General features: G+C 63.1%; 14 protein-coding genes. 6 read left to right on the forward strand and 8 right to left on the reverse strand.

The window, feature by feature from the left end:
* Positions 1-142 precede the first annotated feature (142 nt).
* Positions 143-358, forward strand: a complete 216-nt coding sequence (locus tag VSR68_RS31385; RefSeq protein ID WP_342943513.1) for a DUF1059 domain-containing protein — start codon at positions 143-145, stop codon at positions 356-358.
* Positions 359-486: 128 nt separating this feature from the next.
* Here VSR68_RS31385 and VSR68_RS31390 read toward each other — a convergent pair whose 3' ends face one another.
* Complete coding sequence (locus VSR68_RS31390; protein ID WP_087736351.1) at positions 487-807, reverse strand: DNA-binding protein; 321 nt, start codon at positions 805-807, stop codon at positions 487-489.
* A gap of 404 nt (positions 808-1,211) precedes the next feature.
* On the opposite strand from VSR68_RS31390, the gene VSR68_RS31395 reads away from it, so the two are divergent.
* Positions 1,212-2,042, forward strand: a complete 831-nt coding sequence (locus tag VSR68_RS31395; protein ID WP_342943514.1) for an SAM-dependent methyltransferase — start codon at positions 1,212-1,214, stop codon at positions 2,040-2,042.
* 21 nt (positions 2,043-2,063) lie between these two features.
* On the opposite strand, the gene VSR68_RS31400 is transcribed toward VSR68_RS31395, so the two are convergent.
* Positions 2,064-2,624, reverse strand: a complete 561-nt coding sequence (locus VSR68_RS31400; protein ID WP_428983633.1) for a DUF1415 domain-containing protein — start codon at positions 2,622-2,624, stop codon at positions 2,064-2,066.
* A 56-nt stretch (positions 2,625-2,680) separates the two neighbouring features.
* A complete protein-coding gene (locus VSR68_RS31405; protein WP_342943516.1) occupies positions 2,681-3,313 on the reverse strand; it encodes a TetR/AcrR family transcriptional regulator in 633 nt (210 codons plus the stop codon).
* A gap of 155 nt (positions 3,314-3,468) precedes the next feature.
* Between VSR68_RS31405 and VSR68_RS31410 the strand changes: the two genes are divergently transcribed.
* Together VSR68_RS31410 and VSR68_RS31415 are read left to right on the forward strand one after the other, a co-directional pair.
* The gene (locus VSR68_RS31410) at positions 3,469-4,755 is read left to right on the forward strand and encodes an MFS transporter (protein ID WP_342943517.1); all 1,287 of its coding nucleotides are present in this window, start codon (positions 3,469-3,471) and stop codon (positions 4,753-4,755) included.
* A gap of 261 nt (positions 4,756-5,016) precedes the next feature.
* The gene (locus VSR68_RS31415; protein WP_342943518.1) at positions 5,017-5,610 is read left to right on the forward strand and encodes a nitroreductase family protein; all 594 of its coding nucleotides are present in this window, start codon (positions 5,017-5,019) and stop codon (positions 5,608-5,610) included.
* A gap of 70 nt (positions 5,611-5,680) precedes the next feature.
* On the opposite strand, the gene VSR68_RS31420 is transcribed toward VSR68_RS31415, so the two are convergent.
* Positions 5,681-7,150, reverse strand: coding sequence for an MFS transporter (locus VSR68_RS31420; protein ID WP_342943519.1), 1,470 nt, complete (start codon positions 7,148-7,150; stop codon positions 5,681-5,683).
* 272 nt (positions 7,151-7,422) lie between these two features.
* Between VSR68_RS31420 and VSR68_RS31425 the strand changes: the two genes are divergently transcribed.
* A complete protein-coding gene (locus tag VSR68_RS31425; protein ID WP_342943520.1) occupies positions 7,423-8,691 on the forward strand; it encodes an Hsp70 family protein in 1,269 nt (422 codons plus the stop codon).
* Between the two features lie 92 nt (positions 8,692-8,783).
* Here VSR68_RS31425 and VSR68_RS31430 read toward each other — a convergent pair whose 3' ends face one another.
* Positions 8,784-8,987: a cold-shock protein gene (locus tag VSR68_RS31430; RefSeq protein WP_012402098.1), complete on the reverse strand. Its 204-nt coding sequence runs from the start codon at positions 8,985-8,987 to the stop codon at positions 8,784-8,786.
* Positions 8,988-9,512: 525 nt separating this feature from the next.
* Here VSR68_RS31430 and VSR68_RS31435 point away from each other — a divergent pair.
* Positions 9,513-11,105: an APC family permease gene (locus VSR68_RS31435; RefSeq protein ID WP_342943521.1), complete on the forward strand. Its 1,593-nt coding sequence runs from the start codon at positions 9,513-9,515 to the stop codon at positions 11,103-11,105.
* An 84-nt stretch (positions 11,106-11,189) separates the two neighbouring features.
* On the opposite strand, the gene VSR68_RS31440 is transcribed toward VSR68_RS31435, so the two are convergent.
* From VSR68_RS31440 to grxD, 3 genes are all read right to left on the reverse strand, one after another.
* On the reverse strand, positions 11,190-11,975 hold the full coding sequence (locus VSR68_RS31440; protein ID WP_342943522.1) for a class III extradiol ring-cleavage dioxygenase: 786 nt from the start codon (positions 11,973-11,975) through the stop codon (positions 11,190-11,192).
* A gap of 165 nt (positions 11,976-12,140) precedes the next feature.
* Positions 12,141-12,740: a UbiX family flavin prenyltransferase gene (locus VSR68_RS31445; RefSeq protein WP_342943523.1), complete on the reverse strand. Its 600-nt coding sequence runs from the start codon at positions 12,738-12,740 to the stop codon at positions 12,141-12,143.
* A 25-nt stretch (positions 12,741-12,765) separates the two neighbouring features.
* On the reverse strand, positions 12,766-13,077 hold the full coding sequence (grxD, locus tag VSR68_RS31450; protein WP_342943524.1) for a Grx4 family monothiol glutaredoxin: 312 nt from the start codon (positions 13,075-13,077) through the stop codon (positions 12,766-12,768).
* Between the last annotated feature and the right edge of the window lie 42 nt (positions 13,078-13,119).

Below are 13,119 nucleotides of genomic sequence, written 5' to 3' on the forward strand. Positions count from 1 at the left end.
TCCCTTCCGTTCCGGCGCACTTCGCGCCGTCCTGTCGCGCACGACTCACGCATTCGCCGCTGCCCACAGCTTCGCCGATCGATAAGGCGAGGCCGCGCCAGCACACGCGTCGCGCGCGATATTTTGGTCTGAGGAGACTGTCATGGGTCGCAAATACATCGATTGCCGCGAATTCCCGAGCGACATCAACTGCACAGTCACGCTATCCGCCGATTCGGAAAGCGAACTGCTCGAAGCCGCCGTCGGCCACGCAGTCCAGGCGCACAAGCACAGCGATACGCCAGAACTGCGCGAGCAATTGAAGTCGATGTTCCACGATGGGACGCCGCCGCTCGGCGGGCCTGCCGCCGCTGCATAGCGTATGTGTGGACTCAGGCGCGGCGTTCGGATCATTGCGCCCACCTGGCGAGAAAATACATGCAGCCGCAAGCGGGGCGCAGGCAAGAAGCAAGCGGCTGCGCGACGTGCCGCGCAGCCGGTGACGGACTAGCCAGGATAGGCTTCGTCGACCTTGAGTCCCGCGAGTTTGAAGATCACGCGCAGCGTTTGAGGCTTGATGTCGCGACGCGACGCGAGTGTCGTCATCACGAAGTCCAGCACTTTCGCATATTTGAGCAGCGTCAGGCACGTCTCGAGATCGACGCTGCCGTCGCGCATGGCTTCCGCGAGGTGCAACATCTCGACGGAGATGTCGCGCGCCATTTCGAGTTCCAGTTGCTGCTTTTCCGTCCATTCGGGCGTGGCCAGCAGTTTCGCCATGAGCTCCTGAAACTTCCGCTCGGCGTTTCCGTTGGGTGTGGTATCCATTTGCCGCCTCATGAGATCTGAGCGCGCTTCGTTGCAGTCCCGACGCACTTCAGGTTACGTAACGTTCGAACCATGTTGCCGTTCGACCCTCCCCACGCGTACCGGCGGTTTTTCGACGCCGCAGCGGCCGGTCGCTTGTCTCTTGTCATGCGTCCTGCGCCCTCAGGCGCACCGTATGGCTTGCCTCGGGTCCGCGACGGACGGTTCCTGCACGCGATACGCTTGCCCCGCAGATCCAGAGTCAGCCGCTTTGCTGCACGAACTGTTCCTGGCGGGGCGCGTTATCGCCGTCGACGCGGAAGAACCGGGACCGTCCACCGCGCTTTGGGTAAACTGACAGACACTTTTCCCTTTTTCCGTCACCTGACGCACGTTCGCGATGCAATCGGTGGCGCGCTTATTCGATGTCTAGCAAAACTTACGAAGTCCGTCCCAATCAGTCGATCGAACTGCTGAAAGAACTCCATATCCTGACGCGCGACGGCAAGATGAACCAGGACAGCCGCCGCAAGCTCAAGCAGGTTTATCACCTGTTCCAGTTCATCGAGCCACTGCTCCAGGACCTGAAAGAGACGAAGGGGGAACTGACCCTCGTCGATCATGGCGCGGGCAAGTCCTACCTTGGCTTTATTCTCTATGACCTGTTCGTCAAGGAACTGCGGGATAACTCGCACATCTACGGCATTGAGACGCGCGAGGAACTGGTTACGAAGTCCGAAGAGCTTGCCGCCCGCCTTGGCTTCAAGGGGATGTCGTTTCTGAATCTTTCCGTAGCAGAGTCGATTGTTTCGGACAAACTGCCGGTGAACGTCGACATTGTCACGGCCTTGCACGCGTGCAACACGGCCACGGACGACGCGATCCGCTTTGCGCTGGAAAAGCACGCGAAGTACATTGTCGTCGTGCCGTGTTGCCAGGCGGAAGTGGCGGGCGTGCTGCGTAAGAACAAGGGCAAATCGCTCGGCAGCGCGCTGACGGAGATCTGGCGGCATCCGCTGCATACGCGCGAGTTCGGCAGTCAGATCACCAATGTGCTGCGCTGCCTGCAACTGGAAGCGCACGGCTATCAGGTCAACGTGACGGAACTGGTCGGCTGGGAGCACTCGATGAAGAACGAGCTCATCATCGCGACCTATAAGGACTTGCCGCGCCGTCGTCCGACGGAACGGCTCAACGAAGTGATGGAAACGCTCGGCATCGGCGAGTTGCGCGAGCGTTTTTACGTCGAGGCTTGAGATGCAGCGGACGCTAGCCCGTCAGTCCTTGGCGGGCTCGCTCATCCACTCGCGCCAGCCGTCCGGGCCGAGGCGCCGCATGGTTTCCTCGTTGCGTTCGTAGATGTCGGCGGCGTCCGGAAAGGCGTCGACCGCGCGCGCGATGCTCGCTTCACGCAGCAGATGCAGGATCGGCCACGGCGAACGGTTCGTGTAGTTCTCGATATCGTCGGGGCCGCTGCCCTCGAACTGATAATGCGGATGAAAGCTCGCGATCTGCAGCGTGCCTTCCAGCCGCAACTGTTTCAGCATCCGGTCCGCGAAGAACAGGCAGTCGTTGTACTCGAGAAAATCGGCGAGCGCGTGCGGGATGATCAGCAGCGTCGTGTCGATGTCGGCGGGATCGGATTCCGCCAGCGTGCGCAGTTCGGTTTCCAGATCGGCGAGCACGCCTTCCGTGTCCGTTGCTTCGCTGATCGCGTAGCGAATCTGGTTCTTCACGTGCACCGCTTTCGCAAACGGACACAGATTCAGCCCGATGACGGCCCGTGTCAGCCAGTGGCGGGTGGCGTCGAGAATGGTGTCGTGTGATTCGGCAGGCATCGAAGGCATTGTGAGGCGGGCGGTAAAGCGGAGTTCAAACCGCGGAATTCAAACCGCTATTTTACCGGCGCTTTTCCGCATGCCTGTGCGACAAGCTGCACAGCGACGAGCGGCGCGACCTTGATCGGCCCGCAGCCCGGACCATACGTCTGGCTCGATGCATAAACGCCTTCGATCAGCAGCGCAAGCGCGTTCGCGAGTTCACCCGGATCGCGCGCGCCCGCGGCGGCGCAAAGCTCGTTCAAGCGCTGCATCAGCCTGGTCTTGTTGTTCAGCACGCATAGCCGGGCCGGATGCGAAGGGTCCGGAAATTCCGCCGACACATTGACGAACGGGCACCCGCGATAGTCGTCTTTCGACGCACGTCCCGACAGGTCCTCGAAATACTGCGCGATCTGCTTCTTCGGGTCGCCGGGATGTTTCGCGATGCTCTCGTCGAAGCGTTTGAAGAAATGCCGGTCCGACTGTTCGAGATAAGCGACCACCAGATCGTCTTTCGACGAGAACTGGCGATACAGGCTCATCTTGTTGACGCCCGCGCGCTCGACGACGGCGTCGACGCCCACCGCCCGCACGCCTTCCCGGTAGAACAGGTCGGCGGCGGCGCGTAGCAGGTGCTGCTGCGCTTCGGAACCGGCCGTCTGCGTGCGGCGGCTCGGCGCGGATTTGGTGGTGTCGGAATGGGCCATGGTCTTGTGATCCACGAGTAAGACGCCTTGACATGTTACCGATCGGTAACTAAGATCGCAAGACTGATTGTGACAGAGCGGTCACAAGTCCTTTACGAAGCTGGTAAGAATCCGTTCCGCGATGCATCGAGTACGGCGAACCGATTGGAGAACCGATGAACTGGGCAGCAAGAATGATACGTGGGCGTTTCCACTACGGCTGGCTGGCCGTGGCGGTGGTCTTTCTGGTGTTGCTCGCGGCGGCCGGCACGCGCGCGACGCCGAGCGTGATGATGGTGCCGCTCGAACAGGATTTCGGCTGGAGCCGCGCAACGATTTCGCTGGCGATTTCGGTGAATATCGCGCTGTATGGCTTGATGGGCCCGTTCGCGGCGGCAGCGATGCAGCGCTTCGGCGTGCGCCCGACCATTCTGGTGGCGCTCGGCACGATGGCGGCGGGCGTCGGCCTGTCGTCGCTGATGACGCATCCGTGGCAGATGATTCTCGTGTGGGGCGTGATGGTCGGCGGCGCGACGGGCGTGGCGGCGCTGACGCTGTCGGCGACGGTCGTCAACCGCTGGTTCACGACGCATCGCGGTCTCGTGATGGGCATACTCACCGCCAGTTCGGCGACGGGCCAGCTCGTGTTCCTGCCGCTGCTCGCGGCGATCGCGCAGCATCACGGCTGGCGGCCCGTCGTATGGACGGTCGCGGCAGCCGCGGCCGTCGTGCTGCCGCTCGTCGCGTTCCTGCTGCCGGAGCGTCCCGCCGACATGGCGCTGCGTCCGTACGGCTCACCCGCCGACGCGCCCATCCGCTCCGACATGAGCAAGCAGAACCCGCTTGCAATCGCATTCGGCACGCTGGCCTCGGCAAGCAAGACGCGCGACTTCTGGCTGTTGTTCTTCAGCTTCTTCATCTGCGGCGCGAGCACGAACGGCTATGTCGGCACGCACCTGATCGCGATGTGCGGCGACTACGGGATGACGGAAGTGCAGGGCGCATCGCTGCTCGCGGCAATGGGCATCTTCGATCTGTTCGGCACGACGCTGTCGGGCTGGCTGTCGGACCGCTTCAACGCCCGCGTGCTGCTGTTCTGGTACTACGGGCTGCGCGGGCTGTCGCTGATCTATCTGCCACACGCGTTCGGCATCGACTTTTTCGGACTGCCGCTTTTCGCCGTGTTCTACGGCCTCGACTGGATCGCCACCGTTCCGCCGACCGTGCGCCTCGCCACCGATGTGTACGGCAAGGACTCGGCGCCTGTCGTGTTCGGCTGGGTCGTCGCGGGGCACCAGCTCGGCGCGGCGTTCGCGGCGCTCGGCGCGGGCATGCTGCGCGCGAGCCTCGGCACATACACGGTTGCGTCGATGATCTCGGGCGGCTTGTGCCTCGTCGCGTCGATCATCGTGCTGCGGATCAATCGCGGCGAACAGCGCGTGGCGAGCCAGGCCGCCGTCTGACGTTTGCGTCGCGGCGTCTGCTTGCGTCCTCCCGTCGTCCCTTTTAGACGCCGCGTTTCGATGCAGAAGCAACCGGTTCGACCCACCTCATAGCGCGTCGCGGGCGAAGAGCCGCGGCGCGCTTTTCTCATGCGCTCGCGAGATCTGCATCTGCGTGACGCGCGAAGAGCGAAGAGCGAAGCGGGATCGGGACACCTCGGTTATTCTAGTGGGCCGTCGGGCTGCGGCCCGCCATTCATGAATTTCGACCGAGAGATGCGCATGACCAACAAACCCGCACCCACCGACGTTCCCATTCATGAAGTGATCGCCGGCCGCTGGAGCCCGCGCGCGTATTCGAGCGAGCCAGTGAGCCGCGAGCATCTGCGCGCGGTCCTCGAAGCGGCGCGCTGGGCGCCTTCGTCGTACAACATGCAGCCGTGGCGCTTCGTCGTGTTCGATCGCTCGACGGACGAAGTAGCGTTCAAGAAAGCATTCAACACACTCGTGCCGTTCAATCAGGCCTGGAACGCGAATGCGCCGGTGCTGATCTGCGTGACGACGCACACGCTGACGTCGAAGGGCGAAGTGAACCGCTGCGCGCCGTATGACGCGGGTGCGGCGGCGATGTCGCTGGTCTTGCAGGCGCACGCGCTCGGACTCGCCGCGCATCAGATGAGCGGCTTCGACGTGAACGCATTCCGCAAGGCGTTCGCGGTGCCCGACGACGTCGAAGTGATCGCGATGATTTCGCTTGCGCACTACGGCGATATCGACAAGCTAGATCCTGTGCTGCGTGAGCGCGAGAAGTCGGCGCGCGCGCGTCTGCCGCTCGGCGACATCGCCTATGCGGGTGCGTGGAACAAGGCGTTCTGACCGATCCGCAAAGCGCTTTCGCACGATGATCCGACGCGGCCCAAGGGCCGCGTTTTTCATGGGCGTGCGACTACTCGCTGTCGACGGCGGAGAGCGGCGTCGCGACGGTTTCGAGCGACCGCCGTTCCGCGTCGACGCCCCAGATCGCGGCGATTAGCGCGGCGGCGAGCATCAGCGCCGAACCGACCAGATAGCCGGAAAAGACTTCGCTGCGCTGGTGCGTGTCGATCAGACGGCCGAAGAAGGCGGGCCCCGCAATCCCGCCGAGCGCCGTTCCGAACGCATAGAACACCGCAATCGCGAGCGCGCGGATTTCGAGCGGGAACGATTCGCTGACGGTCAGATACGCCGAACTCGCGGCCGCAGAGGCGAAGAAGAAAATCACCATCCACGAGATCGTCTGCGTCGTCACGGAAAGCATTTCCTTTTCGAACATATAGCCGCTGACGGTCAGCAGGATTCCCGACAGCGCGTAGGTCGCGGCGATCATCTTGCGGCGGCCGATCACGTCGAACAGCCTGCCGATTAACAGCGGCCCCGTGAAATTGCCGAACGCGAACGGCAGGATGTACCAGCCGATGTGCTCGCCCGGCACGTGATAGAAGTCGGTCAGCACGAGCGCGTAGGTGAAGAAGATCGCGTTGTAGAAGAACGCCTGCGCCGTCATCAGCGACAGCCCGACCAGCGCGCGGCGCCTGTGCAGCATGAACAGCGTGTGGAAAACCTCGCGCAGTGTCGTGCGCTCGCGAGCCCGCAGAAGCAGGCGGTTCAGGCTGTCGTCGGCGAGCGTGTGATTGTCGGCGCGAAAGCGTGCTTCGATGCCTTCGACGATCGAGCGCGCCTCTTTCTCTTCGCCGTGCGTCAGTAGCCAGCGCGGGCTTTCGGGTATCCAGACGCGCATCGGCAGAATCGCCAGCGCGAGCGCCGCGCCGATGAAAAAGCACGCGCGCCAGCCCCAGTCGCCGGGCAGCAGATGAGGATCGAGCAGAACCAGCGAGCCGAACGCGCCCAGCGCCGCGCCGATCCAGAACGTGCCGTTGATCGCGAGATCGGTGTGGCCGCGCACGCGGGCGGGCGTGAACTCCTGGATCGTCGAATTGATCGCCGTGTATTCGCCGCCGATGCCCGCCCCCGTCAGAAAGCGAAAGACGAGAAAACTCGCGAGATTCCACGAAAAAGCCGTCGCCGCCGTGGCCGCGAGATACAGCGCGAGCGTGATGAAAAACAGCTTGCGCCGCCCGAGCCTGTCGGTCAGCCAGCCGAAGCCGAGCGCGCCCAGCACCGCGCCGGCGATATACGCGCTGCCCGCGAGGCCGACGTCCGCGTTCGAGAGCCGCAGCACCGCGCTCGACTTCAGCGCGCTCGCCACCGAGCCGGCGAGCGTCACCTCCAGGCCGTCGAGCAGCCACGTCACGCCGAGCGCGACGACGATCAGCGTGTGAAAGCGCCCCCAGGGCAAGCGGTCGAGCCGCGATGGGAGATCGGTCTCGACGATCATCGTCGAGTCGCTGCGAACCGTGGCGGCGGAGGATTCCTCCATCGAGTCTCCTGAAGTCTCGTCTGAATGTCCGAATGTGATCCGTCGAGTGATCGGAAGGTTCTGCAAGCCGGCATTCCGACGGGGTATCCTGTCGGATTCTTCCGTGCGCGGCGCGACCCTTCGATGGAGCAAATTGCATTCCGCGACGCTTGCAAGGCGAGCGGTGCGCTAACGGTTGCTGTCGGGTCGTTGTCGGTTGATGGTGTCACCGCTTTCATGTTACAAAGCCCGTCCTCTTTCTGTGCGCGCCAGCGCGAGCGGCGTTTCCTGCCATGACCTATTGCGCGATTGACTTCGGCACGTCTAACTCGGCAGTTGCCGTCCCGGTCGGCGGCCCGTCGGCTGAACAGGCTGTGTTGAAGCTGGCGCCCGTCGAAGGCGCGTACACGACGCTGCCCACCGCCGTCTTCTTCAACACCGACGAAAACACGCGCGAGTACGGCCGCGCGGCTCTGGAGGCGTATATCGACGGCTTCGACGGCCGCCTGATGCGCTCGATGAAGAGCATTCTCGGCTCGCCGCTTGCCGAGAACACGACCGATCTCGGCGATGGCAGCGCGATCAAGTACACCGACGTCATCGCGATCTTCGTCACGCATCTGAAGCGCTGCGCGGAGCAGGCGGCGGGCACGTCGGTCAGCCGCGCGGTGCTCGGGCGCCCGGTCTTTTTCGTCGACGACGATCCGCGCGCCGATCTGCTCGCGCAACAGCAGCTGGAAGCGGCGGCGCGTTCGGTCGGGCTGCAGGAGATTCACTTCCAGTACGAGCCGATCGCGGCCGCGTTCGACTACGAGGCGCATCTGACGCAGGAAGGGCTCGTGCTGGTCGCGGATATCGGCGGCGGCACGTCGGACTTCTCGCTGGTGCGCGTCGGCCCGGAGCGGATGACGCGCCTGGAGCGCAAGGACGACGTGCTGGCGCACCACGGCGTGCACGTCGCCGGAACGGATTTCGACCGGCGTGTCGAGTTGGCGACGATCCTGCGCGAGCTCGGCTATCAGTCGCTCGATCCCGAAGGGCGCGAAGTGCCGAACCGCGTCTATTTCGACCTCGCGACGTGGCATCTGATCAACACGATTTACACGCCGAAGCGCGTGTCGGAACTGGGGCTGATGCGGCACCTTTACTCGGACACGCGCCATCACGACCGGCTGATGCGCGTCGTCGAGCAGCGCTTTGGCCATGCACTCGCGGCGCACGCGGAGGAAGCGAAGATCGGCGTTGCGGCGGGCGGCGAGACGCTGATCGATCTGGAGATCGTCGAGGAGGACTTGCGCCTTGCTTTCGACGAAGCGCAACTGATCGCCGCCGGCAAGGACGAGACGCAGCGCATCGTGCAGGCTGCGCGCGAAACGGTGCAACGGGCGGGCGTCGGGCCGCGCGACGTCGATGCGCTGTACTTCACGGGTGGATCGACGGGGCTCGCGTTTCTGTCGAGCGTGCTCGCGGCGGCGTTTCCCGATGCGCGTCCAGTTTTCGGCGACCGGCTCGCCAGCGTCGCAACCGGTTTGGGCATTCACGCGCGACGTCTATTCCGATAAAGATCTCAGACAGCGCGCCGTTAATCGCATTGAGTAATAAACAAAAAACCCCGCCAAGGCGGGGTTTTTTGCGTTCCAGAAGGAGGCGAAGCTTAGGCCGGCTTGATGTTAGCGGCTTGCTTGCCCTTCGGGCCCGTCTTGACGTCGTAGGTAACCTTTTGGTTTTCCTGCAGCGTCTTGAAGCCTTCGACGCGGATTTCCGAGAAATGCGCGAACAGGTCTTCACCGCCGGCGTCCGGCGTGATGAAGCCAAAGCCCTTTGCGTCGTTGAACCACTTGACGGTACCGGTTTCCATATTACTTTTTCCTAAAAATGGTGAACAAGGCCGAAGCCAAAAAAAAGGCCGTAGCCCGAGGGTGCATGAAAATCAAGGAAGGGTAATGGGACCAACCGGAGTACCGTTGATGGGCGAACTACGAAAGACCAATTCACTCGCCGCTTGAAATCCTGCCTGTCCTTTATACGGGCATTTCGAGAGAAGGTCAACCGCAATCTTTAAATCCCCATATAGGACGGGGATATCAGCGCCGCACGGTTTGTCTTACAAAGCTTGCTATGTTCTTGATTTTTTTATAGGGCGCTTACGGTTTTTGACTGCAATCGCGCGGTGCAACCGTTAAACTACGCCCCGCGCGCGACGGGTTGCACCTTGCATAACCCGAACCCGGACTCGCGCCCGCCCGCCGTATGCCCTAGTCTTTTGGATGACCTCCAGCCGTCTCTCGTGGCACGCGGCATCGGCGTGCTTTCAGATAGTTACCATCTTGCATGGGACGGGAGCAGGTGCCAACGCCTGACCCCCGTCGACACAGGAGAAGACGTGAATAGTTCTATTCAACGGCACATCGGCCCATTCGCGCTGATGCTGACGGGGCTCGGCTCGATCATCGGATCGGGCTGGCTGTTCGGCGCCTGGAAGGCAGCCAAGATTGCAGGTCCTGCCGCGATCTGCGCGTGGGTGATCGGCGCTGTCGTGATTCTCGCGATCGCGCTGACGTATGCCGAACTCGGGTCGATGTTCCCCGAGTCGGGCGGCATGGTGCGCTACGCGCGCTATTCGCACGGCGCGCTGGTGGGCTTCATCAGCGCATGGGCCAACTGGATCGCGATCGTGTCGGTGATTCCGATCGAGGCCGAGGCCTCCATCCAGTACATGAGCACGTGGCCGTACGAGTGGGCGCACAACCTGTTCATCAACGGCTCGTTGACGACACCGGGGTTGCTGCTGTCGGCGGTGCTGGTGGTCATCTACTTCCTGCTGAACTACTGGGGCGTGAAGGTCTTTGCGCGCGCCAACACGGCGATCACGATCTTCAAGTTCATCATTCCGGGCCTGACGATTCTCGGCCTGATGATGAGCGGCTTCCACAAGGAAAACCTCGGCGAGGTGGGCACGTTCGCGCCGTATGGCTGGTCGGCGGTGCTGACAGCTGTGGCGACGAGCGGCATCGTGTTCGCGTTCAACGGTTTCCAGAGTCCCGTCAACCTGGCGGGCGAGGCGCGCAATCCGGCGAAGAGCGTGCCGTTCGCGGTGATCGGCTCGATCCTGCTGGCGCTGGTGATCTACGTGCTGCTGCAGATTGCGTACATCGGCGCGGTGAGCCCGGCGGACGTGATGAAGGGCTGGAACCAGTTCAACTTCAAGTCGCCGTTCGCGGAGCTGGCGATCGCGCTGAACCTGAACTGGCTGGCGATCCTGCTGTACGTCGACGCGTTCATCAGCCCGAGCGGCACGGGCACGACCTACATGGCGACGACCACGCGCATGATCTACGCGATGGAGCGCAACAACACGATGCCCAAGATGTTCGGCAGCGTGCATCCGCTGTACGGCGTGCCGCGTCCGGCGATGTGGTTCAACCTGCTGGTGTCGTTCATCTTCCTGTTCTTCTTCCGCGGCTGGAGCTCGCTGGCGGCGGTGATCTCGGTGGCGACGGTGATCTCGTACCTGACGGGCCCGATCAGCCTGATGTCGCTGCGCCGCTCGGCGACGGACCTCGAGCGCCCGCTGCACATTCCGGGCATGGGCGTGATCGCGCCGTTCGCGTTCGTGTGCGCGTCGCTGATCCTGTACTGGGCGAAGTGGCCGCTGACGGGCGAGATCATCCTGCTGATGATCGTCGCGCTGCCGGTGTTCTTCTACTTCCAGGCGAAGTCGGGCTTCACGGGCTTCAACCAGGATCTGAAGGCGGCGTGGTGGCTGGTGGCGTACCTGCCGGGCATGGCGATCCTGTCGCTGATCGGCAGCAAGCAGTTCGGCGGGATGGGGCTGTTGCCGTATGGCTGGGACATGCTGGTCGTGATCGCGTTCTCGCTCGTGTTCTATTACTGGGGCGTGCATACGGGCTATCGCACCGGGTATCTCGACGAGCGTGAAGCGCAAGACGAGATTCTCGAAGGCATTGGCGCCTGATCGCCGCGAATTGCCTGATTCGCCATAAAGCAAAAGCCCGCCAGAATCCTGGCGGGCTTTTTTTCGTCCCGGCGATGGCGGCGCTTACGCGTTGCCGAACACGTAGTTCGTCATCGCCAGCGAGCGCTGGAACGTTCCGAGCGATTGAATGCCGAGCTCATAGTCGTCGGCTGCTGCGCCGAGCGCCGCGAATACCGGCAACAGGTGCTCGTCGGTCGGATGCATGAACGCGGCGTGCGGCGCCTGGCGTCGATAGTCGAGCAGCGCGTCGATATCGCGGGCGGCGAGGCGCGTCTCGAACCAGTCGGTGAATTCGGTGACGCGCGGATCGGCATCCTCGGGCCGCGCCGAAAAATCCGCCTCGCGCAGATTGTGCGTGATCTGCCCGGAACCGACGATCATCACGCCCTCGTCCTGCAGCGGACGCAGCGCGCGCCCCACGCGGAAGTGATGCGCGGGATCGAGCCGCGGCTGGATCGACAACTGGGCGATCGGCACGTCGGCATGCGGGAACATCAGCAGCATCGGCACCCACGCGCCGTGATCGAGACCGTGCGGTTGCGTCGCCGTCGGCATGCCCTGTTCGTCGAGCAATTCCGCCGCGCGTCGCGCGACGTCGGGCGCACCGGGCGCTGGGTACTGGATCTCATACAGCTGACGCGGAAAGCCGTAAAAGTCGTGAATCGTCTCAGGCGCGTCCGATGTGCTGGCGGCGGGCTGCAGCGTGCCCCAATGCGCGGACAGCATCAGAATCGCCTTCGGGCGCGGCACTTCGGTGGAAAGCGAGGCGAACTGCTCGCGCGGCATCGACGGATCGATCGGCAGCGTCGGCGCGCCGTGCGACAGAAAGAGGGAAGGCAAGCGGGTCATGGCGGTGCGGGCCGTTGAGGCCGGAAAGGTTTTGTTGATTCGAATATAAAGCGGCACTCGCGATTGATAAACGGCTCAACGTGGATTTGATTGTCTCGCCGCTGTTGTGAATCGAGTCGAATGGTCGACACGCGCGGACCGCGACGTGAGACAACCGCGCCCGGCTTATTGCGCCGGGCTATTCAGCCCTTGCCACGCCGGCGCGAGCGCCGGGCCCAGCGCAAACAGATCGAGCACACGCGCGACGGTGTCGTCGACCATCTGGTCGATCGTCGTCGGCCGGTTGTAGAAGGCGGGCAATGGCGGAAAGATCACGCCGCCCATTTCGGTAACGGCCGTCATGTTGCGCAGATGCGCGAGATTGAACGGCGTTTCGCGAACCATCAGCACGAGTCGTCGACGCTCCTTGAGCGTGACATCGGCGGCGCGCGTGATGAGATTGTCGGAGAGTCCGTGAGCAACGCTCGCGAGCGTTTTCATCGAGCAGGGCGCGACGATCATGCCGTCCGTCGCGAACGAGCCCGACGCGATGCTTGCGCCGACGTCGCGCACGGAATGAACGACATCCGCGAGCGGATGCACGTCTTCACGCGGCAACTGGAGTTCGTGCTGGATATTGAGCCACCCTGCGCTGGAAATCAGCAGGTGGCTTTCGACGCCGCCGAGCTTGCGCAGCGTTTGAAGCAGCCGGACGCCGTAGATCGCGCCCGTCGCTCCCGTAATGGCGATGATGAGACGACGTGGCGCCGCTGCGCGAGGTTCCATGGCGTGCGGCGCCCGTCTGCGTGAATCAGGCTGCGGCGAACAGTTGCTGCAGTTCGCCCGACTGATACATCTCCATCATGATGTCCGAGCCGCCGACGAATTCGCCGTTGACGTACAGCTGCGGGATGGTCGGCCAGTTCGAGTATTCCTTGATGCCCTGGCGGACGGCTTCGTCTTCGAGGACGTTGACCGTCTTGAACTGATCGACGCCGCATGCCTTCAGGATTTGCACCGCACGGCCCGAGAAGCCGCACATCGGGAATTGCGCGTTGCCTTTCATGAAAAGCACGACGGGGTTTTCGTCGACGATTTGCTTGATGCGTTGTTGCGTGTCCATGACTGACCTTGCGGTTCCGGTATGTGTTGGGGGTAGAGTCAA

The organism is Paraburkholderia phymatum (assembly GCF_038900715.1).
GTDB classification, from domain to species: domain Bacteria; phylum Pseudomonadota; class Gammaproteobacteria; order Burkholderiales; family Burkholderiaceae; genus Paraburkholderia; species Paraburkholderia phymatum_A.